This is a genomic window from Peterkaempfera podocarpi, assembly GCF_042466665.1.
In the GTDB taxonomy this organism is placed as follows: domain Bacteria; phylum Actinomycetota; class Actinomycetes; order Streptomycetales; family Streptomycetaceae; genus Peterkaempfera; species Peterkaempfera podocarpi.
Genome location: NZ_CP162102.1, coordinates 8,798,212 through 8,823,472 on the forward strand (window position 1 = coordinate 8,798,212; position 25,261 = coordinate 8,823,472).

Genomic DNA, 25,261 nt, shown 5'->3' on the forward strand with positions numbered 1-25,261 from the left:
GAGTGGTCACAGAACGTGACGAGCCTCTCGAATGCGGGCTCGACTGCCCAACTTGAACGCTCACCTCGTACTCTCCACGCATGACCGGTGATCCGTTCCAGTGCCGATGCGTCCTGTGCCATGACTATGGTGACCGAGACGATGCAGACCAGGTTGAGCGGACGGTCATCGGCAATGTGCAGGAACACGGATGGCACGTCGCGATGGTCCCCGAGGACGAGATCGGCCCGGGGTTCGCCTACACGATCGGCCTGTCCCACACGCACGGTGCACCTGAGCTCGCGATGTTCGGGCTCGATGTCCACCTCATGCACCGCATGCTCAACACACTCGGCGAGAAGGCCGCGTCGGGCACGGTCCTGGCTGACGGCCAGGAACATCACGGCGTCGCGCGCGGCCTACTGGTAGGGCTCAGGCGGGCTGATCTTCGCTGGTACCGGACCTTCTTCGGGCAGGCCATCGGGTTCTACCGGCGGCCGCCCTTCCCGGTCCTGCAGGTGGCATGGCCCGACCCGAACGGGTGCTTTCACTGGGAAGAAGTAGCCGGACAGGGGCATCGGGAGTCGCAGCCTCAGTTGTGGCTGCCGCCCAGCGAGCACCCAGTTGGAGTCTGGACGGCCGAGCTCTGACCCCGGTAGTGGGGATCTGCTGAAGCAGGATCATCTTGCGAAGCAAGCCGAAGCCGGCGCGCCCGTAGAGTTGCCTTTTGATCTTCTTGATGCGGTTCACGGCGCCTTCGACGCTGCTGGAGCTCGATTCCAGGGTGAGGCCGGCTGTGACGGCGTCGAGGTCTCTGAGCAGATGGAGTGCGAAGCCGGTCAGGCCGGTCAGGCCGGGCAGCTGGCTGCCGTCGACTGCCTTGATCCAGTCCGGCAACTTGGCGGCGAGGCGGCTGGTGAGGATCTCGCCGAAGTCGCGGATGTGCTCGGCGGCCGTGTCCAGCTCGGGGCAACGGGTCAAGACCTCTTCTGAACGACTCCCGCTGCCGCCGACAAGCGATTCCCGAGAGAACAGGCACAGCCAGCCGATGGTGCTTCATCACCACGGGGTGGCTCCGCTCCCGGATCCTCAGGGTCGGTGGTTCAGGTGTGCCGGGTCCCGGGGTGAGGGCTCGGCTTGTTCGGGCGCCGCGATGTTGTCGTGGGCGGCAGCGGCGGTAGTGGCGGTGGTGGCGGCGAGCGTGGGGTAGTCGGTGTAGCCGGCTGCTCCGCCGGTGTACATCAGGCCCTGGTCCCGTACCTGGTTGATCGGCGCACCGGTGCTGCTCCTGCGGCGAGAAGTCGCTCGCCCTGGTGCTTTCCCCCGTCGGCCGGCAACGGCGCTCCCCATCCGAGGACCGGGTTGGCGATCAGCGTGCCCGGCCAGGTCTTTCGGATCTCCTGGAACAGGGGCTGGTCCGGATCCGCGAAGACGACGTGCAGGTAGGCCAGTCCCATGCCGGACAGGGCGGTGATGAGCGCCGGGTAGATCTGCTCGGTGTCGCCCTCGACGATGCCGTTGACGGTCACTGCGGGTGCGATCCGCACACCGACCCGGCCGGGGCCGATCGCGTCGGCAACGGCTCGTACGACCTCGAGCACGAACCGGATGCGATGGGCCACCGGGCCGCCGTAGGCGTCGGTGCGCCGGTTGGTTCCCTGGGCCAGGAACTGGTGGAGCAGGTAGCCGTTGGCGGCGTGCACCTCCACTCCCTCGAAGCCCGCGTCGATGGCGCTTCGGGCGGCAGCGGCGAAGTCGGCCACGGTCAAGCGGATGTCGTCGGTCGTCATCTCGCGGGGCACCACGGCGTCCTGGTGTCCGGTGGGGGTGAAGATCGTCTCGGGGAGCGGGATCGGCGAGGGTGCGATGGGGTCGAGCCCGCTGTTGCCGGGGTGGCCGACCCGGCCGCCGTGCTGCACCTGCAGGAACATCCGGCCGCCTTCGGCGCGCACGGCGTCGGTGACGCGACGCCAACCCGCCACATGCGCCTCGTTGTGGATTGCGGTGATGTGGGGGTAGGTCTGCCCGACGGCGTTCGGCGTGGAGGCCTCGGCGATGATCAGGCCCGCTGAGGCCCGCTGGGCGTAGTAGGTCGCCATGATCGGCTGCGGGACGCCGTCGGCGGTGGCGCGGTTGCGGGTCATGGGCGCCATCACCAGACGGTTCGGCAGGCGCAAGGCGCCGAGGGAGGCGGAATCGAAGAGGCGCGAGTCAACTGCTCTGCTCGTCATGCCGGTACGGTAGAACCTGACACCGGTGTCACGTTCAAGTCCGAGAGGTGAGCGATGCGGATCGGTGAACTGGCCCGCCGCAGCGGAGTCAGCGAGCGGTCACTGCGGTACTACGAGACGCAAGGGCTGCTGCGAGCAGAACGCACCCCCGGCGGCCAACGCGACTTCGGCGCATGGGCAGTGGACCGGGTCATCCGCATCCAAGCCCTGTACGCCGCAGGGCTGAACAGCAAGAAGATCGCGCACCTGCTGCCGTGCATGCGCGACACCGACGGCGGCCCGAGCGAGATCGCCACCGCGCAGCTCGTCGACGAGCTCACCGCAGAACGGGACCGCATCGACCGGATGATCGGCGACCTGTTCCGTACCCGCGACGTCCTGAGCGACGTCATCGACACCGCAAGAGTCGGCCTGGACGCCTCCCCCTGATCCTCACGACAGCCCGAACACCACGCGGGGGGAGCGAGCGACCATCGGATCGACGACACACTGCGGTGCGGCCTCCGGCACGCTGTCCTGTCCGGGGCCGATGAGGGCGAACGTGGGGTCGGCGAACAGGTACCCGGCCAGCACCACCTCCTCGCGTTCCTCGCAGGCCAGGCGGAGGTGCTGCCCGGCCAGGCGCACGACCTGCCACCGGATCCCCTGGAAGTCGACGTGCCCGCCGACCGCCACCACCGGCCGCCCGCCCCGAGGCCCCGCTCCCGCGCTCACCACGCACCCCCGCCCACACCGGGCGCGTGCGGATCTGCGCCGGCCGTCACCGGGCCGGCCGCGAACCGGCCGCCGCGCTGCCCGCGGCCGTCCACCGCACCGTGCTCCCCGGCGCCACCAGCGCTCCCGCCGCCCGCGTTCGCACCGCCGCCCGGCCCGCTGCCGGGCGAACGCCCCCGCACCTTCCTCGTGGACGAGGCCCAGTGGCTGGGCGGGGAGGCGTTCGAATACTTCCGCTACCTGTGGGACGAACCCTCAACCCAGCTCGCGGTCATCTTCGTCGGCGGTGAGGGCTGCCACACCGTGCTGCGCCGCGAACCGATGCTCTCCTCCCGCATCTTCATCTGGCAGCACTTCACCCGCCTCACCCCCAGCGAGGTCCTGGAGGCCATTCCCCTGTTCCACCCGGTCTGGGCCGACGCCGACCCCGATGACATCGCCTTCGCCGACAGCCACGCCGCACACGGCAACTTCCGCGCCTGGGCCCAGCTGACCGCCCATATCCGCATCGCGCTGGCACGTACCGGCCGTCCCCGCGTCGACCGGGACCTGCTGCGGTGGGCCTTCAGCCGGCTGGGCCGGGCGGCATGACCGGCTCCCGCAGGGCACAGACGGCATCTGCCCCGGGTGCGAGGCAGACAGACCCCGTCGAGAGAGAATGGGGGCCGTGGGCCTGTTGGATCCGATCAATCCGCTCGGCGAGAGCGGCATCGACGTCCTGGTATGCAAAGACCTCTGTTCCCGGCGCCCGGACCCCGGCACGCTGCGCACCGAAGGCCGTCCGCCCTGCACCGTGGTCCTGGACCGCGAGGACGACGTGCGGTTCACCCGCACCGCCCTTGCCGCGCACAGTCCGGCGGGCGGCAGGATCGTGGTCCACCCCACCGTGGCCTCGGGTGACGGGCTGCTGTGGCATGACATCCTCCAGGCGCTGGGCACACGACACGCCGCCCGCGCGTCCCGGGAAGAGGAGGAGCGTGCCGCCCGCACTGCCCTCAAGGCTGCGGACCCCTGCCAGGTGACGGTTCTGCGCGCCCACCGGATCGGGCGCGGTCTGTGGGCAGACCTGGTGCACCTGCACCGCACCACCGTGCGGATCTGGTTCTCGTGCACCACGCCGACCTGCCGGACGCCATTGCGCATCTGCTGCGTCACTGCGATCACCGGCTCGTCGAGACCTTCGCCGGGATGGCGCAGCTGCACCCGCCCGCAGCCGTGTTCCCCTATACATGACCGGGGCGAGCGGCACCGGCTCCATGGGCACCACCGCCCGCCGCCAGGATGGAGCGGGTAGCGACGTCGACGGCGATGTTGTGGCAGCGGTTCCGTGCTGACCATTGACCGCGCTGGGGGCTGCTGAGGGAGTGTCGGTGGTTGCCGGTTGGATGTGCCCATGAGTGTCTATGAAGTGATCGGCAAACTGCCCGACGTCCGGACCGTTCGTGACCGCTCGCGTGCTATGGCGATGCTGGATGCGATCTTGTGCCCGGAGTGGGGTTATCGGCACCACTCCTTCGATCGGTCCTGGTCGCAGACCCAGGAGCTGGCCTCGATGAGGGATGGCTCGGGGAACGACTACTCGATCGTCTTCTCGGCCGCCGGGGCCTATGCGCGTGCCTTCGACCACGAGTCGCCGATGACCCCGTGGCGGTCCGAGCCGCTTGAGACCTGGCCTGGGCTCTTCGACACCGTCCCGGATGCCTTCCGCGCCCTCGTCCTCGAGCCCGCCTTCTGCGAGTCGGAAGGGACGCCCCGGGCGACCGTGTGCTTCTGGAGGCAAGCCGCTGACGCCGACTGGAACACCGGGAACGTGGACCTCCCCTCCGACATTGGGGACGCTGACGGCGCGGAGTGGCTGTTCGATGTCCTCGTCGCGGGCACTGCCGACGCCTACCGGAAGTTCGCCGAGGAGTACTACGAAGTGACGCTCGACGTGGCCGCAGTCCAGCGTGTCTATGACCTCGAGCTGCTGTCCGCGGAGATCGTCTCGGCGTTGAACCCCGAGATCGAACTGGCCGATCTGACGGAGGACATCGCTCAGATCGGATACCCGGCCCTGAACGGTGAGCCAGTCGGCGAAGCATGAGGCTCGGGGCCGCAAGGTCAGGAACTGCGCGGCCTGCGGTGCCCGGCTGCCGGAGCGCGTCGACGTGATGCCGGCGACGAGCGGATCTGGTGCTCATACACCACGCCGAACTGCGGGACGGTATTGCGCATCTTCTGCGTCACTGTGATCACCGGCTCGTCGAAACCTTCGCCGAGATGGCGGAGTTGCACCCGCCCGCAGCAGTGTTCCCAGGACCGGGACGAGGGGCAGGGACGTTCGCCCTTCCCGGCCCATGGCGCTGGCCGGTGTCTTCGAGAGGGCCCCTGCTGCCGGTTGGCGGGAAGGGTCGGGTGGAGGGGCCGTGTGGTCTGCAGCAGTGGGACGTGTGGCAACGAAACAATGAACCAACGTGATGTTGTTCTGTTGTTTTCGGGGTAGAGTTGCGGTATGGCATCTGACGGTCAGGACACCTCCCGCAGGAGACTCTCCGCCCTGGCGGAGGATCCCACCGCCGGCTGGGCTCCGGCTCGCCGCCTGGAGCAGGACGCGGCGCTGCTGGGGCGCCTGCTTGCGGCCGCCGCCAACCGTCAGCAAAGCGCCGGGCAGCATCCCGACGTGGCAGCCGACGATGTGGGCGCCGGCCTGGGTCTGTTCGAGGACATGCGTGTGACGTTGGACCGGCTGGAGACCCAGGTGGTCATCGAGGCCCGCCGCCGCGGCATGGACTGGCGGCAGATCGCTCAGCACCAGGGCCTGAACTCCTCCCAGGCCGCCTCGCAGCGCTACCAGCGGCTGACAACCCGCCTCGAAGAAATCCGTCAAGGCGTCCGGTAAGGGAGCGGAACAGGAGATGACGGACCAACCGCAGGAGTTGTTCACCGCCGTCGACGCGCTGCTCGCCGCTGTCGATGACGGCACCGTGCTGCCCTCTTTGGACGAACGGGTCAGGCTGCGGGAGGCGGCCGGGCTGACCCAGGCCGCCGTCGCCCAGGCCCTCGGTGTACGCGTGCCGAGCATTCACGCGTGGGAGGCAGGCCGCGCCGAGCCCAAGGACGAGCGCCTGGAGGCCTACCGCAGACTGCTTGAGGGCCTCGCCCGGCGCTATCCAGCCCCCGCCCCCGCCCCCAACGGCGAGACCGTACTCGTCCAGGAGGCGGCGGCGCCGCACACGCCCACCGGCCCGCCCGCCCCGGCCCCACCCAGCCGGACTCCATCCCTGGACCCGGCATCCGACGCCGCGGCCAGGCCCACGCAGAAGCCCACCCAGCTGCGCCCCGCCGCGACCGGTGGAGCGCCCGCTGCTCCGACGACGAGTGCGGCGCGTACGGTCGGTGCCGCCTCGGCGGCCGTGCCGCGTGCGGCGCGCACCTCCCAGCCGTCGTCGCGGCGCCCGGCGGCGAAGGTGGCCCCGGCCTCCACCCCTGGCGCGGGTGCGGATCCGCGGTTCGACAATGGCCCGCTTGGGGTCGTCGACGTCGACGCGGAGGGTCAGGTGGTGGCGTACTGCGTCGGTGGCCTGGTCCTGGACGTACCTGCCAGATCCCTTCCGGCGTTGGTGGAGTGGACGCTTACGGAGGCGAGGCTGGGGGCGCCGAGACTGTCCGGGCCGGGTAAGGACGCCGACCCGCTGCTGGTGCTCACCGCGGCGGCGTTGGAGCGCTACGGCCTGCCGGTCACCCTCACCGGGGAAGAGCGCGTGGCTGGGCGTCTGCCGGAGGGCCACAAGGCCGTCAAGCAGCTGGCGCGCGCGGAGTGGAAGCTCACCAAGCGCGGGTTCGGGCCGTGGGCGCGGATCTACCGCCCCGCGACCGGCTCGGAGCGTGCCTGCGTCCAGCTGTGCATCCCCTCCTGGCACGCGCTGGATGCCCGCCACTGGGGCGACGCCGGGCAGCTTCCGGCGCCGGACATGGCCTGGCTCCTCGGCCTCTACGCCTCCCGGGTGATGACGCCCCGTGGGTCGACCGCGGTGACCGGCCTGGAGCTGATGACCGCCCTGCACCCGCCGACCCGCGCGTCCGAGCCGGACGCCGACGGCCACAGGCACTCCGCGCACAACCCCGGCTCGCTGGGCAACGAACCGGTGGACTGCGCGCCCTGCGAGGCCCCCGACGGGCACCCGCTCCTCGCCGACCTGCCCCGCTTCCACGTCCGCGGCCCCGCAGAGAAGCTGTTCGAGGAGGCCTACGACTGGGCACGCCCGCTCACCGACGCCGAATGCCTGCGCCGCAACCTGGTCGGCATCGACGTCAACATGGCCTTCGCCGCCGGCGCCAACGGCCTGACCGTAGGCCTCGGCGCCCCCACCCACCTGAAGGCGCCGGCCTTTGACGCGAAGCTGCCCGGCTCCTGGCTGGTCGACCTCTCCCACGTCGACCTGTCCCAGGTCAAGCTCGGCAAGGACTGGGTGAACCTGGACGCTGCCATGCTGCCCAGCCCCTTCACCCCCACAGGCGAGCGCCCCCAGGGCCCCGCCTGGTACGCGACACCCACCGTGGCCTACGCGGTCGAGCTCGGCTACCCGGTACGCCCCATCGAGGCCTGGGTGCGGTACGAGAACGGCCGCTACCTGGACGCCTGGTACACCCGGCTCCGCGACGCCTACCTCGCCACGATGGCCGACCTCGGCGTCGGCGTAGACCTGGCCCCGCAGGAGTTCCTGGCAGCGATGGACGGCTACCGCCTGCGCGACCCTCACCTGGCGACCGTCGTCTCGGCGATCAAGGCCACCGTCAAGGGCGGCCTCGGCAAGCTCCGCGAACGCCCGCGCGGGGAGGGCTGGAAGCCCGGTCAGCCGTGGCGGGCCCTGTCCCGGCCCACCTGGCGCCCCGACATCCGCGCCGCGGTCATCTCCCGCACCCGGATCAACCTGCACCGCAAGATCGTCAAGCACGCGGCACACACCGGACAGTACCCGGTCGCGATCCTCTCCGACTGCGCCGTGTACGCCGCCGACGGCCCCTCCCCCCTGGACGTCCTGCCCTACCCCGGCGGCCAGCCGCTGCCCGGCGGCTTCAAGCTCGGCATCAACCCGGGCCTGGTCAAGCACGAGGGCACCCAGAGCGTCCTGTGGGGCGAAGAGGTCCGCGACCACTTCAACGCCCCCGAACTCAACCTCGCCCGCTACATCAAGGACGGGCAGGTCACCACCACGGACAACGGGGAGTAGCCGGTGAGCATGGTCGGAGCCAGCCTCGATGAGGCCGTGCAGCGCTCCTTCACCCGCCGCGTCCCCAAGTCGGCCGGCGCGCAGATGCGCTACCTGGTCAAGCAGCTCAAGGGCACCAAGGCGGTTGCCGACCTGCTGGCGATGTCCCAGCGGCAAGTCGAGCGCTACGTGGCCGGAAAGGCCAGGACACCCCGCCCGGCCCTCGCCACCCGCCTGCAAACCGAGGTCAAGGCACGCTGGCAGCCGCAGATCCGCGCTCAGGCCCGCCACAAAGCGGCGACGACCGGCGGCATCGTCATCGACGTCCGCGCCCGCCTGGGCTACACCGCACCGATCGGCTCGACCGACGACGCCCGCCTACGGCACCTGACCGTCGCCCTGCCACCCCAGTACGCTGCCCGCCTCTTCGATGCCCACCAGCAGGGCGCCACCGACCAGCGCCTCCAGGAGATCACCGCCGAAGCACTCAGGGACGTCTACTTCCAGGACAGCGGCCGCCGCGCCGGAAGCCTGGAAGAAGTCCACATGCTCGACGTCGAACACCTCGAATTCGACCTGTAGACGCACCCCGAACCCCAGCCCACGCCCCGGACTGCAGCCGGGCACCGAGCGCTTCAGCCGGCCGGTGAGCGGCTGAGTCGACCAGTTGAGCACGTGACACGTGAAGAGAGGACGACGTGTGAAGACGCTCGTGCAAGACGCCGTCGTGGAGCAACTTCAGACCGCAGGAGAGGAAGTGGTTCGTCTGTACGCCGCTGCCTGCGTGGAGCGGATGGCTCCCCTGTTCATCGGCCTGCAGGCGGGCGAGGCGGGACGGGAAGCCGACCTGGACTTCTACGTGCAGTCGGTCGGCGCCCTCCGGAACGTCGACCGCCCGCTTCCCGACGCCGCCGACCGCACACGCCGACTGGAGCAGTTCCCCGAGTTCCAGCAGACCGAGACCGGGATCACCAGCATCATCGGCACCTACACGTTCTTCGCCGGCCTCACCCTGCGCTACGCCTTGCTGGCCAACGGCTCCGGGAACGTCGATCACGCGGTGTCGTGCGGCCACACTGCGCTGACCGCGATGGGCATGCTGGATCAGAACGTGACGGGCACCGCCTTCCTCTCCGAGGAACAGCGACTGCAGTCGCTCTCGGCTTCCGGCACCGCCGCAGGGCTGTGGGACGCAAGCGTGACGGCCGGGCGCGAGCGGTTCCGTGCAGTGCTCAGCCGCACGACGGGCTGACCCCGGCCCATCGATGTGACCCCCAGCCCGCCGAATGCTCACCGGCTTCCCTCACGGAGCAGTCAAGTTCCCCGGGGACTGTTAGAGCCGACCGGTATCGTGGCGGTCTGTCGGCCCCACCTTCCTTGGGAAATGAAGTTCAGGGTGCACATCCTGGAAGAATCGTCCGAACTCTCCCCCGCGCACGGGACTTCCTGCGCCGCACGGGTCGGCGTGAGGTTCCCACTCGGTTCGGTGCTCCGATAGAGCTCTGGCTTGTACGTGATCACATGGGCAGGCTGGTTCCGGCCCCCATGGATCTCATCATCCGGTGCGAGGGCTTCGAGCAGAAGTACGGCGGGCTCCATTACGACGTGCGGCACAACCTGGTCGTGAACGGGGAGCGCTACGCGAGTTCCCGTCAGTGGGAGTACAACCACTTCGGCCTGAGTACGCGGGCTTGGCAGGACACCAGGGGAGGGGGTTGGTACTTCGAGTGGGCCGGTGAGCACGTGTCGAAGCCCTGCCGGGACCTGATCCACACCGACCAAAGCGTCGGCACTGACGTGGACGGCGGTCGCCCCTACCTTCGGCTGGCCCCGTCTGTCCCGCACGTGATCGAGTCGCACGCGCTCACTGACACCGTCGCAACGTGGACGCCCTGGCCGATCGACACCCTGGCCACGATGGCTGCCGGACTGATCGACGGCCTCGCGGACGTGTCTGAAGCCTCCTGGGGCACGTCGCGCTGGCAGCTTTCGCAGACCGTCGCCGTCCTGGAAGTCGACGGCTGGGACAGCGACAACCCGCGCCGCCGGACACGCATCTGGTCCCGCGACGAGACCGGCCACCGGGACGTGCGGGTGGCGTTGGAGCACGCGCGTCAAGCCCTGGACCAGGGCGAGGCCGCGGCCGTGAGCCGTGATGACACGACTTCGTAGCGGCGCCGGCCCCGGATCAGTGCCCGCAGGCCGCGGGGGTCTGGTTGGGGAGGGCGACGTCCGGGATGCCGGACTGAGCTGGTAGCAATGCGGGCATGGATGCTGATCACGCTCGCACTGGAGATCTCGACACCCTCCGGCTCGCATTCACCCCAAGCGGTCAGCGTCGGGGCTGGGATGATTGCCGGGTGACAGATGTTCGCGTGCCGCCATGCCGGGGGTCGGTGCGGCTGTACTGCCGAGGTGGTTGCTGATGGCTTGGTGGTTCCGCCGGCGGTCGGAGGCGGACGAGGAGCTGGTGTCGGTTCGGCTGCCGGCCGACATGGCCGAGATGCCGCCCGATCAGGAGCTGGCCGAGCTCGCGGCTGCGGCCGAGCTGGGCGACGACGTGGCGATGGGGAACCTGGCGGCAGCCCTGCACCTGAAAGGTGACCGGTCCGGCGCGCTGCACTGGTGGGGCCAAGCGTGGGCAGCCGGGAACGTGGCTGCCGGCTACAACCTGGGAATGCTGCACGCGGTGGCCGGTGACGCGAACCGCGCGCAGGTGGTCTGGGAGCAGACCGCGGCGCTCGGTGATCCCGACGCCATGCTGGGACTCGTCAAGCAGGCCCTCGACCGTGGGGATGCGGCCGGTGTCGAACGCTGGGCGCCGGTGATCCTCGCACAGGACGAGGCGTTCCCGATCACCGCGCTGGGCGTGGCCTTCCGGGACCGCGGCAACCAGGAGCGGGCCGTGCACGCTTTCCTGCGAGCCGAGGAACTGGGCGACGGGTACGCGATGGAGTACCGGGCGCGGATCCTGGCTGCCCAGGGGCAACACGAGGAGGCCGACGCACTCCGAGCACAGGCAGCGACGGCCCAGCGGATGCTCTGAGGTGTATGAGCGCCTCGACCGGGCTTTCCGGCTGCCGTCTCATGTCCGCCTGGCCCTGCTGCGGCCGCCGGGGTGTGTGGGGAGCGCCGGCCTGCTCCCCGCGCCCGCGGGGATGGTCGCGGGACGATGTGCGGGGTCAGCGCCAGCTTTCCGTGCCCGGGGGATGGTGCTGGCGGTGCTTCGGCCGGGTGCGGGAGGATGGCGGACGGCAGGAGTCGTCCACAGGTAGGCCTGTGGCTGGCGCGTCTACACCTGAGAGAAGGGTGAACGCGTGCGGCTGTTCGACGCCGAGCTGGCACGTTATGACTGGTCAGCACTCGACTGCGCCTGCGACAAGACCGCAGTGCATCTCCCTGACGACCTCAGACACCTGGTCAGGGCGCGATCCCGCAAGGAGGCGGAGGAACCTCGCCTGGACTGTCACGTGCTGATCCAGTCCTTTCCGCAGGAGCCCGCGGTTCCCGTCACGTCCGTGCTCATGGCAGCGCTCACCGAGGAGATGTCTCCCGGGGCCACGATCGCGTGCCTGGACCTTCTGGCGGGTCTTGTGTGGAGTGACGACGAAGACTCGGAAGCGGCATGCCAAGAGATCGCTAGGCAAGGACTCTGGAGCCTGTACCACCAGCTATGGACTGGCACTTCACCAGACATCCTCGGCTACGCGTACTACATCTTGCGAGTGATCGAGACCGACCAGAGTCGACTCTCGACCTACATCGAATCAGGACAGATCCGGGTGCCTCCCGACATCACCGGCAAGGTCTTCCCCTGACAGTCAGAGGCGCGTCCCGGCCATGGGGCCTGTGCCGTCCTTGGCGGCGACACCGTCGGCCAGGACCACGACCAGCCCCGGGCCTGACCCCGTGCGGCGCGGTGCCCGGCGGCCGGCCGGCCGGGCACCGGACCATCCTGCTCGGCGGGGCCCGATACCTGGCCCCGCCAGTGCCTCCTGCCACGCTCTCTGCTGCCACCCGAGCGGCGTTGTCAGAGGCGGAACCAAGGACGCGGGCCGGTATGAGCCGGCAGCCGGCGGGTGGCGGCACGCTGGGCTACGGGTGTACCTGACTACCAGCGGTCCGCCTCCGCGCGAGCCACTTCGGCGTCGTAGTGACTCGCGTCGAAATGGAGCTCCGGCGGGGGATCGGGCACGGGGGTGTGCGCCGCCCACGGAACCTCCCAGTCCGACCACCGCACGATCTCCCCGAACCGCTGCACCACCACGGTCAGGAAGCCGCAGCAGCCGCCAGTGCACTCCGGTTCCCCCAGGTCCAGGCGGCGCGCCTCGCTGGTCGCCCGGAGAGGGCTGAGGCGGCCGACCGGCAGGGCATCGGCCGCGTACGGTCCGCGGCCGCCTTCGCCGACGGCCTCTTCGACCACGTCCTCGCCGTTGACCCAGAACCGCAACTGGGCAGCGAACCGGGGTTCCGGCGGCAACACCCTGATCTCCAAACGATCGAACATCGGACCACCTTACGGAGCGCGCTGCCCAGCCGGCACCCACCCGCCAGCTGGCGGGACTTCCCACCTGCGAACCCGTCCCCGGATCAACGGCCCGGCGCCGGGGCCTGAGCTCTGCCCGCTCGGTGCAGGGTCCGACCGACGTAGAGCGCGCCGATGCCAGCGGTAAGGGAGCGGGCGAGCAGTCGGCGGTCTCGGACAGGAGTGCTGGGGACGGGTCCCGAGGTATCCGCCGATCAGACCCCCAGCCCCGAAGGGATGCCCTGTCCGGGCAGGTCGTCTATGTCCATCGCATGCCGAGGGTATCGAGGACGGTGGTCTGCTCCTCGGTAAATTTGGTGCGCCGTGCCCGCACGTTGTTGATCCACACCCCCAGCGAGAACGCCGTGGAGGCCCCGCCCGTGCCCTGGAGGGGTTCTTCGTGGGTGCGGGATACCCGGGCATGGCCCTCCCGCTCGACGAACGCGGCGAGGGCTGCCAGGCCTTGCTGGAACCGCTCAGCTTGGCTACGCCGCGGCGCTGTGGCTGCGGCTCGTGCGGCGACGGCCACGGGGTCGTGGTCGATGCCCAGGGCCATGAGCAGCTCGCGCTAATGCTCCCGAACCTGCAGCCGCTTCGCCGGCACGGGCTGCGCGGAAGCGTCACCCGTAGGCCCGCCGAGGGCGACCTGGGTGGACGCCGGCTGGTCACGCCCACTGCACGCCCAGCTGACGCAGTGCGTCGAGCTGCTCGGGGGTGAGCTTGTCCCGCCTCGCCTTGGTGTTGGAGACCCATACCCCCAGCTTGATGACCGCCTGCCCCGCTTCGCCCTCCACCACGAGTGCTTCTGCATGGGTCCTGGGGACGCGGTGGTGGCCCTCGCGTGCAACGTACTGGGCGAGGGCTGCCAGGCCGCGTTGGAACGCCTGCTGCGCCTTGGCCCCTGACTTGGCCCTGCCGTTGGCCGCGGGAGCGCCAGGCGGCGCCTGTGCGGGCCGTACGCCCAGGTCGGACAGCCGCTGCTGCTGCTCGGTGGACAGTTGCGCCCAGGTGCTCGCCTTAGTGGCTGTTGTCTTTCCGGCGTTGAGGGCTGCGTTTTCGCTGGTCGGGCATGGGGCCGGCGGTCTCGGGGAGAGTGGTGACGTGTCGAGTCGTCGCTGAGATGGGGGTCGGGGATGCCGTCGGTCGTGGGGCTGTTGGAACAGCGTGAGCTGATCGCTCGCCGTCGCATGGACGAGCTGCGGGAGGAGGCCGACCGTATCCAGGCTGAGCTGGTCGTGGTCGAGCGGGAGTGGAACGAGTGGGTCATCGCCCGCTCGCGCGTCGGCGAGGTCCTGGCCCCGGGCGACGACGATGCCAGCCCCGACGCCTGCGAGAACTGGGCGGATCGTGGTGCCCCGCCGGTGCCGCCTGCATCCTCGGACGCCGCGAAACCGAAATCGGTGGTGCCGATGTGGCGTGCGGGGCTGGCCTGGTCGGCACTGTCGGCGGACTACCAACGGATCCTGCAGGTTCTCGCGGACCGGAACCGTCTCGGTCAAGGACCGTTGACCTGCCAGGAGATGGCCGCCTGCTTCGGTCTGGACCCGGTGCCCGCGAAGGTCGAGGCGTTGCGGTCGAAGGCGAAGCGGCTGGTAGCCCGGAGCTGGCTGGTCGAGTCGGCGCCGGGCCGGTTCACGCTGCCGAAGGGCGTGGCCGGGCCAGGCGGCGGGTCATGAGCTGCGTCATCGACCAGTAGACCATCGCCTCCGCGCTGCTGGTGGACCGTTCGAAGTCTCGCACGAGGCGGCGGCTTTGCATCAGGTGGGCAAAGAACCGCTCCACGATCCAGCGTTTGGGAAGCACGACGAAGCCGCGCATGTCGTCGCTGCGCTTGATGATGGCGAGGACCAGGGCGAGGGCGGCGAGGCAGTACCCGACGAGGCTGCCGGTGTAGCCGCCGTCGGCCCAGACCAGGGCCAGCAGGTGATGCGCGGCGGCAACCTGGGCGAGCAGGACCTGGGCTGCCGTACGGTCTCCGACATCCGCGCTGGTGACCATCACGGCGAGCAGGAGGCCGAGAGTGTCGACCACGGCGTGCCGCTTGCGGCCGTTGACCAGCTTGCCGCCGTCGAAGCCGCGGCTGCCTCCGGATCCCGCCCTGCCTGCTCGCGAACTTTGCGGCGGAGGCGGTCGTGGAACTCCTTGACCATGCCGTGGTCGCGCCAGCGGCGGAAGAATGCGTAGACCCGGTCCCACGGTGGGAAGTCGGCTGGCATGGCCCGCCACTTGATTCCGTTGTCGACCAGGTAGCGGATTGCGTCCAGTATCGCGCGGTGGCAGTACGCCTCCGGCTGCCCGCCCCGCCCCCGCAGCCAGCCCGGCACCGGCAGCAGCGGCCTCACCACCGCCCACTCGGCGTCGGACATGTCGGTCGGGTAGCGGCGCTCGCGCACCCCGTGGTCGCCGGCGTTCCCGAACCGGTGAGCCAGGCAGTCACACGCAAGGGTGACCGAAATGGACTCCGCATCCGTGATGCCGTAGAACTGCGACAACAGGGCCTCCTGGACAGCTTTTTGGCGTAGACACCCTTTGAGCTACCAAGAGGCCCTGCTTTCATGCGCGCCAGTCGCCGCACTCACCCGATCGAGACTCCCGTTCGACCGCCACCCCTCAAGACCGGAACGACAACAGCCACTTACGTTGCCGCTTCAGCCATGTGCCGAGGTCGTCGCCGTCGAAGAGGACGCCGGGGGAAATGTCGGGGAGGACGCCGTCGGCGTCGACGAGGTCGGCGATCACCCGGTAGTGGCGTTGCCAGTCCAGTGGCCACGGGCAGTTCCAGTCCTCGTCGATCGCCGCCAGCTGCGCCGCGCGCTTCTCGGCCCGCTCGGGGTCTTTGCCGAGGCCGCCGGTGCGGCGGAGGTTGGCCATGTGCTGCCCGACCGGGACCATCGCCTTCTCCTCGCCCCACACCTGGTCCTGGCGCGGCGCGAGGTGCCCGGTGGCCCGCCGGTAGGACCGCAGCGCGGCCAGCTTGGTCTCCCAGGCTTCCTCGGCTCTGATGGTCAGGCAGCCCCAGGCGTCGAGGGCGGTCATGGCCAGAGTCGCTGCAACACCATCCGGTCCCGCGCGCACGACACCACCCCCAGCAGCAGATCCCGGGCGCCCCGCGGCGCTGGAGCAGGTGTGGGGGACACGGCCGTGATCCCGCTGACGCTGCTGCCCGGCCGCGCCGATACCACCCGGGTCGGCCGTGACCGGCTCGAGCTGCTCACGGCTCTCCCCGCACCCTCGCCGGTGCCGCCCAGCTACGCCCTCAGCTCCAAGTGGGCCACGCCTGCCCGGTCTGCGAGCAGAGCGTCACCATCCTCCCGCCGCCGCTGTCCGACCCGGCCCTGGCCGCCGCCCAGGGCGCGCGTGACGCTGCGGCCCACAAACACCGTGACCTGCTTTCCCAGCGTCAGGCCGCCACCACGACGGTTACCGCCAAGCAGCGCGCCGCGGACACCCTGACCCAGCGGCGCACCCTGCTCGATGAGCGGCTGGGCATGCTGCTGCCCGATCGTCCTGCCGACACCGAACGCGACTATGACGCCGACCGCGCCCATCTTGACGAACGCGCCGCAGCCCGTGACCAGCTGGCTGCCACTGAGCAGCAGGCACGTGCCGCGGTACAGGAGGCCAAAGCCGCGCACACCTCCGCCACTGCGGCCGTCGCCACGCTGCAAAGGGAGATCGATCGCACCCGCAGTGACCTCCACACGCAGCTGGGCGCCCTGGCCGAACTCGACCCACCTGCCGTCGACACCCAAGACGTGACCGCCGCCTGGTCCGACCTGGAAGCGTGGGCCCAGGCCCAGAGGTCCACGGTGGAAAACGACCTCTCAGCCGCCCAGGCCGAGGTCGCCACCTGCCATCAGGCCCACCAGGACGCGACCGCCACGCTGGAAGCAGCCGAGCAAGCACACGCCACCGCCCACAGCGACCACACCACCGCCGTCCAGCAGAGCGCAGCCGCCGACCACGCGCAGAGCACCCTGACCGACCGCCTGAGTGAACTGCAGACGCTGCTGGACCAGGCGCCGCCCACAGATGCACTGCCGGGCCTACTGGAGGAATGCGACCGCCTCGAAGCGGCCGTGGAGACCGCCACAGCCGAGGCAAGTCAGACACGCGAGGCACTCAAGGCGGCGGAGGCCGAACAGCAGCAGTGGCAGGCTCGCACCGCGACCGCCTGGTCCGAGCTGACCGCTGCCCGGGACGCGGTGGCGGCCCTTAAACCGCCGAGCCTGGACACCGACGACCTCGCCGCCGCCTGGGCCAGCCTGGCCGCCTGGGCCACCCGCGCGGCCGACGACCGGCAGGCCGACACCCTGCGCGCACAAGTCGACGCCCACACCGCACACCACGAAGCCGAGCAACTCCTGGGCCAACTGGAGGGTCTGCTGCGCGACCAAGACCTGGATCCCCAAGTCCTCGGCGACGGCTCCGAGCGCGCCGCCCAAGCCCCCCGGGTGGTAGCGGTCGCAGCCGAACGGGCCCGGGGCCGGGTAGAGATGATCCAGCGCAGCCTCGCCGACGCCGCCGCCATACAGGACAAGATCGACAGCGCCCGCACCCAGCAACAGGTGGCCGCCGAGCTGGCCAGACTGATGCGGTCCAACAAGTTCCCGCAGTGGCTGGCCGATTCAGCCCTCGACACCCTGGTCGCGGGTGCCTCGCAGTCGCTGCGCCGGTTGTCGGGTGACCGATTCGACCTCAGCCACCACAAAGGCGAGTTCTACGTCATCGACCACTCCGACGCCGACTCACAACGCTCGGTTCGCACCCTGTCCGGCGGCGAAACCTTCCAGGCCAGCCTGTCACTGGCGTTGGCCCTGTCCGACCAGCTGGCCGGCATGGGCGGCGCGACGAAGCTCGAGTCCATATTCCTCGACGAAGGATTCGGCACCCTTGATCCCGACTCGCTCGAGATGGTCGCCGACACCCTGGAGAATCTCGCCCAAGGGGAGCGGATGGTCGGGGTGATCACCCACGTCACCGGGCTCGCCGAACGGGTACCGGTCCGCTTCCAGGTACACCGCGACCCCCACACTTCCGTCGTCACCCGGGAAGGCGCATGACAAGCACGGCACATGCGGCCCGGATGCGATTCCATGTCGACGGCTGGGACCCCACCTACGGCTCCAGCGTCGAAAACGCCGAGAACACCATCGGGGACTCGACCGCCAAAGTCATCCCCGACCTCGAACTCGCCCCGGCCGACTGGAAGCCCATCTCGCCCTCCCACGTGCCCGACCCCGGCGCAGTCCTGTTCGTCGACGGCGTACGCCGCGTCGAGGCCCGCATCTGGATCGAGCAGCCCCCGGCCGCCGAACCGGCCCCAAGCGCCATCAACCACGCCGACGACGCCCAGATGGCACTATGCGCCTCCTATGCGGCGGGCACCGTGTGCTGCTGCCCCGACCGTGGCGCGCACCTGCTGACCATCGAATCCCGGCGCGGCCTGTTCACCACCGCCACCAACGCCGTCGACGTGCCCACCACGGCCGGTACCTACCAGGCCAACATCACCTTTGACGACCAGGAAGAAAACCTTGCAGTGCTGCTCTCAGCGGCACTGCAACGCCGACTCGGCGACCTTGAAATTCTCGTCGCCGCCAACGCCCGCACTGCCCTAGCCGGCCACGGCGTCGCCGCCGGCTCGGACCTGCTGGTGGTGGACGGTCCGCTGCGCGGCCGCACCCATCTGCCGCGAGCGCTGGGGCTCATCAAATCCCACCGCACCGCCTACCTGCCGCCCGACCTGCACGCGATGGTCAGCGACCTGGCCGCCGGCGAACGCACCCCGGTGTTCTTGATGGGCACCTCCTGGGACCGGCACGCCTGGTACCTACGCCTACCGTGTACGCCCGGCGCCCCGTGGGCCGGAATAGTACGGCTGGAATGCGCCGCCGACATGCCCACCCCGGAGGCGATCGCCTTGGCCAACCTCTCGCAACTGATACTGCCGCGATACGCCAGCTGCGAGTACAAAGACGCCCGGGCCCCCCAGAACCTGGTGCCGGTCGCCGGGCTGGAGAGGGAACTGCGCCGCCGCCTGGGCAACCCTGCCCTACTCAGCAGGGCCCTACGCGTGGCAGCGGCGAGCTGAGCCGCAGTTCCTCGCATTTCCGCTTCGCGCCGCACCGACTGGCGCCTCCTGCACGGAGCGGACTGGCACCGCAAGTACCACCTGCTGCGCGCCCACCTCGAATCCGGCGCCGACCCCGCCGCACTCACCTGCGCCACCCTCTTGGCCGGGGTGAAGATCGGCTCCTGGCTGCACCGCCAGCTCACCACCTGGCCCACCCTCCACCCCGGCCAGCAGCAACTGATGGCCGCCCTCGGCCTCACCCCCGACACCAACCCGTTCACCCCCGTCCGTCGCGCCCGCCGTACCTTCGAGGAGACCGTCCAGCTCCTGGAACTCTTCCTGCACCGCGAAGGCTGCATCCCTGCCGCCCGCGAGACAATCCGCGTCGACGGAGACACCGTCAAGATCGGAGGTACGGCGACTACTGCGTCATCTTCGACCCCGACCGCGACCAGATCCCCGTCTTCACCACGCTCGGGCAGTGGGTCGGCCTAGCGGACAACCCCGACACCATCGCCCATCTCATTGACATCCACGAACGCGTGAACGGCGGCGACACCTGATGGTCGCCACTACCGCTCAGGCCCGAACCGTCCTGGAGCGGTTCCCCGCCGGAGGCCCCCGCGGCTCCTGGCCGACCGAAGAGTGCGCCGCCGCCCAGCGCGGCCCAGGACACCAACGCTCAGGTCGTGATGGACCTGAGCACCGACCAGTTCCTCGTGGTCACCGACCCCATCACCAAGTAGGACCACCCCGGAGCGCCGCGCCGCGCCCTTCCGGCCGGGCGCGGCGCTCGGCACGTTCCCGCCCCTTCTACCACCGTGCAGGAGGCTCCCTTCAAGCTAGGACCGCTGGCTGAGTTCATGGTGGAAGTTCCGTCGATCTTGTAACTGCCGGTCAGACGATCGCAGACAGTCATGCCACCCGGGTGTGTCAAATAAACGGCTGATCTTGGTTGTTGGTCAGCTGGCGGCCGGGGTGAGTCGGCCTTCGAACTCGATCTGGAAGGCGTCAACGGTGCCTTCCAACGCATGGTCCAGCGCTTGCGGCCCTTGCCGGTCGGGTCCGGGGACATCAGGCCATGTAGACGCACTTCATCGCCGCGGCCTCGTTCGGGAAGTGTCCGCGGGCCCTCACGGCCTTGCGTATCCGTGCGTTCACGGACTCGATCGCGTTCGTCGAGCAGATCACCTTGCGGATCTCGACGTCGTAACAGAGGAAGGGCACGAACTCGGCCCAGGCGTCCGACCACAGCTTGACGATCGCTGGGTACTTCCTTCCCCAGGCTTCCTGGAACTCCAGGAACCTCTCCTCCGCCGCGTCCGCGCCCGGCGCGGTGTAGACCGGCTTGAGTGCCTTGGCGATCTTGTCCCAGTCCTGGCGGGCCGCGTAACGGAAGCTGTTCCGCAGCAGGTGAACCACACAGGTCTGAACAATCGTGCGAGGCCAGACGGTCTCCACCGCCTGCGGCAGGCCCTTCAGGCCGTCGCAGACCAGCATCAGCACATCGTCCACGCCACGGTTCTTCAGCTCGGTGAAGACGTGGAGCCAGTACTTCGCGCCCTCGCCGCCATCGCCGGCCCAGATCCCGAGAATGTCGCGGTGGCCCTCGGCGGTGACGGCCATGACGACGTAGATCGGCCGGTTCGCGACCTGCCCATCACGGATCTTGACGTTGATCGCGTCCACGAACAGCACCGGATACACGCGGTCCAGGGGCCGGTTGGACCATTCGGCCATGCCCTCCATCACCTTGTCGGTGATCGTGGTGATCGTCGCCTTGGACACCTCGGCGCCGTAGACCTCGGCCAGGTGCGCGGAGATCTCCCCGTGGGTGAGCCCCTTCGCGGGCAGCGACAGCACCATCTCGTCCACCCCGGACAGCCGCCGCTGCCGCTTCTTGACGATCTGCGGCTCGAACGTTCCCGGCCGCCACGTCACGGGGCGCCCTCACCTCGACCGGCCCGACATCGGTCAAGACGGTCTTCCCGCGGGTGCCGTTACGGCTGTTGCCACTGTTCCGGCCCTCGGCGTCGTGCTTGTCGTAACCGAGGTGATCGGTGATCTCGCCTTCCAGGGCGGACTCCAGCACCCGCTTGGTGAGCTGCTGCAACAGCCCACCCTCACCGGTCAGCTGCAGCCCTTCCGTGCGGGCCCGGTCGACCAGCATCCCGATCAACTGGTCGTCCGACACCGCCTCCGCAGCCGGAACGACGGCCGGCTCCACCACGGCCTCGGCCTCAACGATGGTCTCGCTCATCTGGCGTCTCCTTGATCATCGGATCCGCCGTTGATTGAACACTCCCTATCGAGGCTCTGCGCGATCTGGCCGACGAGATCGCTCGAACCGACGGGCACGGCTGCGAACAGGAGACCCTCTACGACGAAGTCCTGCCCACGCTCCCAGGGCTGCTGAAAGCCGTGCACCTGCCCGGCAGTTGCTGACTTCGCGCGAGGCGGACAGAGCGGGGTGGCGGGGCTGTCTTCCACCGCTCCTGGTCCTCCCGCCGTGGGCGGCGGTGCCTGCCGCGAACGGAGACCCTCGGCTGTGCCGTGTCTGTAGCGCGCAGTGCGGGCGGTCGGCACACACAGCTCAAGGGACGAGGGCGCCGGCGGGCAGGGACAGGCCGAGCCGGGGCAGACGTCCGGCGTGCGCGCGCAGATGCCGGGCTTCGGCGAGCATCAAGGGGGCGAACATGCTGTCCCCGGGTGGGCGGGGTGTCAGACGGTGGTGGGCGCGGGCGGCGGCCAGCAGCGGCCGTGCCCAGTCAGGCACGGCGTGCAAAGGGCAGTACCGATGGTTGACTCCGTGAAGTTTGATGGCGGAGACGTCGCCGGTGATGTCGAGGTCGCGGGTGAAGCGCAGGCTGCCCAGGCCGGCCCGGGTGAAGGCAAGCACGCTCAGCGCTCCGGCGATGAGCGGGTGTGCGAGAGCGGCCAGAGTGACGGCCTCCTCGGAAGCGATCTTGAGGGCGGGGGCGGCTTGGACCAGCTGGGCTGTCGCGGCGGCTCCCATGCACGCGTGAGCTGGTCGTGGCACCCTCGGCGCCGCGTGGGCCTGCAAGGGCCGGGTGGGTGGCGAGTGCTGTGGATCCACTTCAGCGGCTGCCGTCCCTGCCTGCCCCGGGGGGAAGTACGGGCGGGCGGGTGCTGGGCCCGGCTCGGCGAGCGCCGCCTCGAGCTGGGCGCAGCCAATGATCAGGTGCTCGACGCGGGCCAGCGCTGGCGGCAGCCCGTGCAGGGCCTTCTGCCATAGCAGTGTCAGTTGGACTCCGGTTATCTCGCGCCAGGCGAGCAGTTGGTCGAGCCGTCGGGGGGTCAGCAGGTGGGTGCGGGTGACCACGACATGCCGCATCCCGGTGGCGATGCCCCATGCGGCAGCCGCGAGCCATGCCGCGTTCACCGAGTCCAGCCATACGTCGGGGCTGTTCGGTCCCGGGGCCAAGCGCTTCCCCAGCGCATACAGCACATCGTGCGCCAGTGCGGCCGGGCTGCTGCTGGCTGGCGTCGGCTGTACGGTGATGCGCCCGTCCTCGGGGCGGTGCGCCTGCAGCGCCGCCTGCGTGGAGAACAGGTCGTCCCGCTCGTCGACGACGATCGTCACCCCGCCGAGCGCCATCTCGCAACCCTCCCGATCAGCGCACCCGGCGGTCGTACCTGGATGCCTGACCGCCACGCCAGACCACCCTTCGCGGCTTTGGCGCGACGGTCGGCTACTCGTTGCCGCTGCGAACAGCAGTCCTGCCTTACATGCCGCCGAGTTTGCTGTAGACCCACCGAATGAGGTCGTCGTTGACCTCGGTCAGCTTCATCTTCTTCATGCCCTGGAGCATGTGCCGGGTGATGGTGGCCCAGCTGCGGAAGTTGCCGTGCGCTGCGGCGCGGTCGATGCCGCGGATCCTCTGGGGGCCGACGCCCGCCCACAGAGAGTGGAATGCCGGGAGTGTCGCGACGACCTCGTCCTCGGGCATGCGCTTGAACTTCTGCCAGATGAAGATCCGCGACGCGAGCATCGGCTCCCGTTTGAGGACCTTGTAGCAGTCGTCGCCTCCGGCGAAGATCACCGCCATGTCCGTGTGGCGGTCGTCCCACAGGTGACGCCAGTACTCGAACGAGCTGCGCCCCATCCACTGGGCCTCGTCGCACACCAGGACCCGGAAGGTCTGCGACAGCGTCTCCTTCAGGAGGGTGTCGAACTCGATCGGCCGTGTCGGGGGCTCCCCGGGCAGACCGAGGGCACGGAACAGGCCGTGGCGGATGTCGCGGGGGGTGGGGCCTGAACGCAGCTCCAGGCGGTAGGTGATGTCGGGGGCGAGTTTGCGCAGCGCCGAGTTCACCGACATGGTCTTGCCGTGGCCGGCCGGCCCGAAGGCGCACATCATGGCCTTCGCCTCGATCGTCGCCTGGATGTTGTCCAGCGTCGTCATGAGGGCTTCGGTGGCCACCAGGTGCGCGTCCAAGCGGTGGATGTGGTCGGCGCTCTCCGGGGGGAGCGTGCCGGAGCCGATGTCGCTGTTCACTGGGTCTCCTGAGGGTTTTCGGGTTCCGGCCCGGCCGCGCCGGGCGGGATCGGGCGTGCCCAGCCGTCGGGGACGGGCTGGTGCGGGATGTAGCCGGGATTGGGCTGCCGCAGGCCGGTGGCGGCCCATTCGGAGAGCTCTGCCTCGGCTTCCGCCTCGGTCAGCGCACCCAGGCGCTGCGGCGGGGTCGCGCTGGTGACAGCTTTGAAGCGCTCGCGGCGCAGCTTCGCGGCCGCCTTCATGTCCGCGCGAAGCTGCCGTGCCTTGGCGGTGCGGGCCTTGCGGACCTCGCGGATCTGCTCCTCACTGGCCGCATCGGCCAGGAACGCGGATCCCAGATAGGAACCGTGGAGGTCGAAGACCTCGAGGGTTGTGTCGTGGTGGGGGAGGTGCCGAACCGCGACCTGGACACCGCCTTGGCCGACCATCCACGGGGCGATGTAGTGGCGGTTGCGCCATCGCACGCCCCTGGTGGTGATGGTGCGGGTACGCGTCGTCCTCGAGCCCGAAATGGGCGAGCTGTTCGGCGGGGATGTCGTGCAGCGGAGTGGGGTCGGCCCGCCACGCCTCCATGGGCGTGCGGCCCTCGAGCTGCTTCGGCCGGTGCTCGGTGTTCCACCAGTGCACCCAGTTCAGCAGCAGCTCCACGAACCCTTCGAAGGTGAGGGCCGGCTCGTCGGGGTCCGCGATACGGCCGCCGGTGAGCTTTTGCTGGCGGATGTAGCGCGGCATGGAGACGAACAGCATCTCCTCGACTGCGTCGTTGAGTGCCTCGATGGTGCCTTTCAGATACGGGCTGTAGGCCGGGAGGTCGACGACAGTGACCACGAAGGCGCCGAGGGCCGAGGTTACGGAGGAGCACAAGAACTCTTTGCCGCGGTCGACGCGGACCAGGGCGGGCAGTCCGCCGGCCGGGCCGAAGGGCTCGGAGCGGTCCAATGCCATCCGCAACGCCGCCAGCACCGCGTCCCTGCTGGGTGCGTGGGGGGTGACGGCCACGCCCATGATGACCTTGGTGGCGCAGTCGATGAACCAGGTCACCCAGGGCTGCGCGAGCTCGTCCTCCACCCATACCTGCACGGGCACGCACTTGTGGTCGCCCTCCCAGGCGGCGTTGCGTTCCTCGGCTGGGCGCTCCCCGAACACATCGTGGGCCCGGCGGGCGGCCTCACCATGGGCGATTCCGGCCCGGTCTCCAGGAGTCAGGTCCCGTCGCAGGGCCCGGTGGAAAGTCGCCAGCGACGGCACCGCGGGCAGCTGAGGGTCGGCCCGGGCCTGCTGGAGGAGCTCGCGATGCACAGCGGAGGCGTTGCCTCCCCACAGCACCAGCAAGTGCCGGATTTGCGGTGTGATGGTGAACCGTGTCCGGGCCGCCGGTTCGACCTGGCCGGTGGCCCGCGCCTCGGCGAGCCACCGCCACACTGTCCGCTCCGAGCGGTTCAGCGTCTGGGCGACCAGCCGCACGTGCGCTGTGGTCAGCTGACCGCGCTGGTCCAGTGCGATGATTCGGGGCATCGCGGCTGGACGTCCCAGGCGGGCGCCGAAAACAGCTTCTGTGGGGATGCCAGTCGATGATTCGTCCACGCGTATCGTCCCTCCACGGGCTACGAGATCCACCGGGGCCTGTGTGCCTTAGCCGCCCGGTCAGTACCGTCAGGCCACGGCAGTGCCAAGGCCCCGCGCTGCCGTGGCGGCGCTGCATTCAAGGCGGCCAGCCGCGAGGCATTGCGCGTGATCGCAGTCCCGGTGCGCGCGCCAAGGGCGGCGCCGCGGCGCCCTGGCCACTCCCCGATGGCCGGGCCTCGGGGAGCCCTTGCCTTCGGCGCGGAGACTGCCCGCCGGCCGGTCATCGAGGACGCGGCGGCCGACACGGAAGGATCGCCTCCGCTGTCGGCGCCCACCCCGCCGCCCTCGTCCACGACGGCCCGCCGACTGGGGTGTTGCCGGGCGACGCGACGCGATCCGTCACCGCTGGGGCCGAGAAGCCTGGAGCGCTTTCGGTGAAGCGGTGCCAGCCGGGCCGG

The 25,261-nt window shown here is 69.8% G+C and carries 25 protein-coding genes and 5 pseudogenes; 18 read left to right on the top strand and 12 right to left on the bottom strand.

Annotated elements, in window-relative coordinates; genetic code table 11:
• Positions 1–80: 80 nt before the first annotated feature.
• Entirely contained in the window at positions 81–629 is a 549-nt protein-coding gene (locus AB0761_RS38340; protein WP_377266771.1) for a DUF4262 domain-containing protein, read from the top strand.
• A complete protein-coding gene (locus AB0761_RS38345) occupies positions 604–972 on the top strand; it encodes a hypothetical protein (protein ID WP_377266770.1) in 369 nt (122 codons plus the stop codon). The genes AB0761_RS38340 and AB0761_RS38345 overlap by 26 nt, the downstream gene beginning before the upstream one ends.
• Before the next feature lie 96 nt (positions 973–1,068).
• On the opposite strand, the pseudogene AB0761_RS38350 reads toward AB0761_RS38345, so the two are convergent.
• Positions 1,069–2,210 (bottom strand): annotated as a pseudogene (locus AB0761_RS38350) (alkene reductase).
• Positions 2,211–2,264: 54 nt separating this feature from the next.
• Between AB0761_RS38350 and AB0761_RS38355 the strand changes: the two are divergent.
• A complete protein-coding gene (locus AB0761_RS38355) occupies positions 2,265–2,639 on the top strand; it encodes a MerR family transcriptional regulator (RefSeq protein ID WP_377266768.1) in 375 nt (124 codons plus the stop codon).
• Between the two features lie 3 nt (positions 2,640–2,642).
• On the opposite strand, the gene AB0761_RS38360 is transcribed toward AB0761_RS38355, so the two are convergent.
• Positions 2,643–2,924, bottom strand: a complete 282-nt coding sequence (locus AB0761_RS38360) for a hypothetical protein (protein ID WP_377266767.1) — start codon at positions 2,922–2,924, stop codon at positions 2,643–2,645.
• A gap of 189 nt (positions 2,925–3,113) precedes the next feature.
• On the opposite strand from AB0761_RS38360, the gene AB0761_RS38365 reads away from it, so the two are divergent.
• From AB0761_RS38365 to AB0761_RS38410, 10 genes are all read left to right on the top strand, one after another.
• Positions 3,114–3,515 (top strand): ATP-binding protein, encoded by a 402-nt coding sequence (locus AB0761_RS38365; protein WP_377266766.1) that lies wholly within the window; start codon positions 3,114–3,116, stop codon positions 3,513–3,515.
• A gap of 76 nt (positions 3,516–3,591) precedes the next feature.
• Positions 3,592–4,218 carry a hypothetical protein gene (locus tag AB0761_RS38370; protein ID WP_377266765.1) on the top strand — a complete coding sequence of 209 codons (627 nt, stop codon included), beginning with the start codon at positions 3,592–3,594 and terminating at the stop codon, positions 4,216–4,218.
• 99 nt (positions 4,219–4,317) lie between these two features.
• A complete protein-coding gene (locus tag AB0761_RS38375) occupies positions 4,318–5,010 on the top strand; it encodes a hypothetical protein (RefSeq protein WP_377266764.1) in 693 nt (230 codons plus the stop codon).
• A gap of 408 nt (positions 5,011–5,418) precedes the next feature.
• Positions 5,419–5,805, top strand: coding sequence for a hypothetical protein (locus AB0761_RS38380; protein WP_377273884.1), 387 nt, complete (start codon positions 5,419–5,421; stop codon positions 5,803–5,805).
• A 16-nt stretch (positions 5,806–5,821) separates the two neighbouring features.
• Positions 5,822–8,137 (top strand): telomere-associated protein Tap, encoded by a 2,316-nt coding sequence (tap, locus tag AB0761_RS38385; RefSeq protein WP_377266763.1) that lies wholly within the window; start codon positions 5,822–5,824, stop codon positions 8,135–8,137.
• 9 nt (positions 8,138–8,146) lie between these two features.
• Positions 8,147–8,698 carry a telomere-protecting terminal protein Tpg gene (tpg, locus tag AB0761_RS38390; RefSeq protein ID WP_377273893.1) on the top strand — a complete coding sequence of 184 codons (552 nt, stop codon included), beginning with the start codon at positions 8,147–8,149 and terminating at the stop codon, positions 8,696–8,698.
• Positions 8,699–8,816: 118 nt separating this feature from the next.
• A complete protein-coding gene (locus AB0761_RS38395) occupies positions 8,817–9,368 on the top strand; it encodes a hypothetical protein (protein ID WP_377266762.1) in 552 nt (183 codons plus the stop codon).
• Between the two features lie 293 nt (positions 9,369–9,661).
• Complete coding sequence (locus tag AB0761_RS38400) at positions 9,662–10,288, top strand: hypothetical protein (protein WP_377266761.1); 627 nt, start codon at positions 9,662–9,664, stop codon at positions 10,286–10,288.
• A 253-nt stretch (positions 10,289–10,541) separates the two neighbouring features.
• Positions 10,542–11,162, top strand: coding sequence for a hypothetical protein (locus tag AB0761_RS38405; protein ID WP_377266760.1), 621 nt, complete (start codon positions 10,542–10,544; stop codon positions 11,160–11,162).
• A gap of 271 nt (positions 11,163–11,433) precedes the next feature.
• Entirely contained in the window at positions 11,434–11,934 is a 501-nt protein-coding gene (locus AB0761_RS38410; RefSeq protein WP_377266759.1) for a hypothetical protein, read from the top strand.
• Positions 11,935–12,227: 293 nt separating this feature from the next.
• Here the strand turns inward: AB0761_RS38410 and AB0761_RS38415 are convergent, their stop codons facing one another.
• The 3 genes from AB0761_RS38415 to AB0761_RS38425 all read right to left on the bottom strand — a co-directional run bounded on the left by AB0761_RS38415 (position 12,228) and on the right by AB0761_RS38425 (position 13,864).
• The gene (locus AB0761_RS38415) at positions 12,228–12,623 is read right to left on the bottom strand and encodes a hypothetical protein (protein WP_377266758.1); all 396 of its coding nucleotides are present in this window, start codon (positions 12,621–12,623) and stop codon (positions 12,228–12,230) included.
• 277 nt (positions 12,624–12,900) lie between these two features.
• A complete protein-coding gene (locus AB0761_RS38420; protein WP_377266757.1) occupies positions 12,901–13,197 on the bottom strand; it encodes a helicase associated domain-containing protein in 297 nt (98 codons plus the stop codon).
• 109 nt (positions 13,198–13,306) lie between these two features.
• The gene (locus tag AB0761_RS38425) at positions 13,307–13,864 is read right to left on the bottom strand and encodes a helicase associated domain-containing protein (RefSeq protein ID WP_377274537.1); all 558 of its coding nucleotides are present in this window, start codon (positions 13,862–13,864) and stop codon (positions 13,307–13,309) included.
• Here AB0761_RS38425 and AB0761_RS38430 point away from each other — a divergent pair.
• Complete coding sequence (locus tag AB0761_RS38430) at positions 13,775–14,317, top strand: hypothetical protein (RefSeq protein WP_377266756.1); 543 nt, start codon at positions 13,775–13,777, stop codon at positions 14,315–14,317. The two genes, AB0761_RS38425 and AB0761_RS38430, sit on opposite strands and share 90 nt — an antisense overlap.
• On the opposite strand, the gene AB0761_RS38435 is transcribed toward AB0761_RS38430, so the two are convergent.
• From AB0761_RS38435 to AB0761_RS38445, 3 genes and pseudogenes are all read right to left on the bottom strand, one after another.
• Positions 14,274–14,699, bottom strand: a complete 426-nt coding sequence (locus AB0761_RS38435; RefSeq protein ID WP_377274539.1) for a transposase — start codon at positions 14,697–14,699, stop codon at positions 14,274–14,276. The genes AB0761_RS38430 and AB0761_RS38435 overlap by 44 nt on opposite strands.
• Positions 14,639–15,133, bottom strand: a complete 495-nt coding sequence (locus tag AB0761_RS38440; protein ID WP_377273885.1) for a transposase — start codon at positions 15,131–15,133, stop codon at positions 14,639–14,641. Before AB0761_RS38440 ends, AB0761_RS38435 begins: the two co-directional genes overlap by 61 nt.
• A 142-nt stretch (positions 15,134–15,275) precedes the next feature.
• Positions 15,276–15,635 (bottom strand): annotated as a pseudogene (locus AB0761_RS38445) (Helicase associated domain protein); the annotation flags it as partial.
• 272 nt (positions 15,636–15,907) lie between these two features.
• Between AB0761_RS38445 and AB0761_RS38450 the strand changes: the two are divergent.
• The 4 genes and pseudogenes from AB0761_RS38450 to AB0761_RS38465 all read left to right on the top strand — a co-directional run bounded on the left by AB0761_RS38450 (position 15,908) and on the right by AB0761_RS38465 (position 19,463).
• Positions 15,908–17,704 (top strand): SbcC/MukB-like Walker B domain-containing protein, encoded by a 1,797-nt coding sequence (locus AB0761_RS38450; RefSeq protein WP_377266754.1) that lies wholly within the window; start codon positions 15,908–15,910, stop codon positions 17,702–17,704.
• Positions 17,701–18,735 carry a hypothetical protein gene (locus AB0761_RS38455; RefSeq protein WP_377266753.1) on the top strand — a complete coding sequence of 345 codons (1,035 nt, stop codon included), beginning with the start codon at positions 17,701–17,703 and terminating at the stop codon, positions 18,733–18,735. The genes AB0761_RS38450 and AB0761_RS38455 overlap by 4 nt, the downstream gene beginning before the upstream one ends.
• Positions 18,736–18,885: 150 nt before the next feature.
• The gene (locus AB0761_RS38460; RefSeq protein WP_377266752.1) at positions 18,886–19,212 is read left to right on the top strand and encodes a hypothetical protein; all 327 of its coding nucleotides are present in this window, start codon (positions 18,886–18,888) and stop codon (positions 19,210–19,212) included.
• Between the two features lie 67 nt (positions 19,213–19,279).
• A pseudogene (locus AB0761_RS38465) lies at positions 19,280–19,463 on the top strand (hypothetical protein).
• Positions 19,464–19,679: 216 nt separating this feature from the next.
• Here the strand turns inward: AB0761_RS38465 and AB0761_RS38470 are convergent.
• The 4 genes and pseudogenes from AB0761_RS38470 to AB0761_RS38485 all read right to left on the bottom strand — a co-directional run bounded on the left by AB0761_RS38470 (position 19,680) and on the right by AB0761_RS38485 (position 24,752).
• Positions 19,680–20,977: pseudogene (locus tag AB0761_RS38470) on the bottom strand (IS256 family transposase).
• Between the two features lie 333 nt (positions 20,978–21,310).
• Positions 21,311–22,336 carry a hypothetical protein gene (locus tag AB0761_RS38475; RefSeq protein ID WP_377273886.1) on the bottom strand — a complete coding sequence of 342 codons (1,026 nt, stop codon included), beginning with the start codon at positions 22,334–22,336 and terminating at the stop codon, positions 21,311–21,313.
• A gap of 127 nt (positions 22,337–22,463) precedes the next feature.
• Positions 22,464–23,237: an AAA family ATPase gene (locus AB0761_RS38480; protein WP_377266749.1), complete on the bottom strand. Its 774-nt coding sequence runs from the start codon at positions 23,235–23,237 to the stop codon at positions 22,464–22,466.
• Positions 23,234–24,752: pseudogene (locus AB0761_RS38485) on the bottom strand (Mu transposase C-terminal domain-containing protein). The gene AB0761_RS38480 and the pseudogene AB0761_RS38485 overlap by 4 nt, the downstream one beginning before the upstream one ends.
• Between the last annotated feature and the right edge of the window lie 509 nt (positions 24,753–25,261).

Bases quoted from the DNA above. Each gene is read 5' to 3' on its own strand.
- AB0761_RS38340 (WP_377266771.1), top strand. From the start codon at position 81: ATGACCGGTGATCCGTTCCAGTGCCGATGCGTCCTGTGCCATGACTAT.
- AB0761_RS38355 (WP_377266768.1), top strand. From the start codon at position 2,265: ATGCGGATCGGTGAACTGGCCCGCCGCAGCGGAGTCAGCGAGCGGTCA.
- AB0761_RS38375 (WP_377266764.1), top strand. From the start codon at position 4,318: ATGAGTGTCTATGAAGTGATCGGCAAACTGCCCGACGTCCGGACCGTT.
- AB0761_RS38380 (WP_377273884.1), top strand. From the start codon at position 5,419: ATGGCATCTGACGGTCAGGACACCTCCCGCAGGAGACTCTCCGCCCTG.
- tap (WP_377266763.1), top strand. From the start codon at position 5,822: ATGACGGACCAACCGCAGGAGTTGTTCACCGCCGTCGACGCGCTGCTC.
- tpg (WP_377273893.1), top strand. From the start codon at position 8,147: ATGGTCGGAGCCAGCCTCGATGAGGCCGTGCAGCGCTCCTTCACCCGC.
- AB0761_RS38400 (WP_377266761.1), top strand. From the start codon at position 9,662: ATGGATCTCATCATCCGGTGCGAGGGCTTCGAGCAGAAGTACGGCGGG.
- AB0761_RS38405 (WP_377266760.1), top strand. From the start codon at position 10,542: ATGGCTTGGTGGTTCCGCCGGCGGTCGGAGGCGGACGAGGAGCTGGTG.
- AB0761_RS38415 (WP_377266758.1), bottom strand. From the start codon at position 12,623: ATGTTCGATCGTTTGGAGATCAGGGTGTTGCCGCCGGAACCCCGGTTC.
- AB0761_RS38420 (WP_377266757.1), bottom strand. From the start codon at position 13,197: ATGGCCCTGGGCATCGACCACGACCCCGTGGCCGTCGCCGCACGAGCC.
- AB0761_RS38430 (WP_377266756.1), top strand. From the start codon at position 13,775: ATGCCGTCGGTCGTGGGGCTGTTGGAACAGCGTGAGCTGATCGCTCGC.
- AB0761_RS38455 (WP_377266753.1), top strand. From the start codon at position 17,701: ATGACAAGCACGGCACATGCGGCCCGGATGCGATTCCATGTCGACGGC.
- AB0761_RS38475 (WP_377273886.1), bottom strand. From the start codon at position 22,336: ATGGCGCTCGGCGGGGTGACGATCGTCGTCGACGAGCGGGACGACCTG.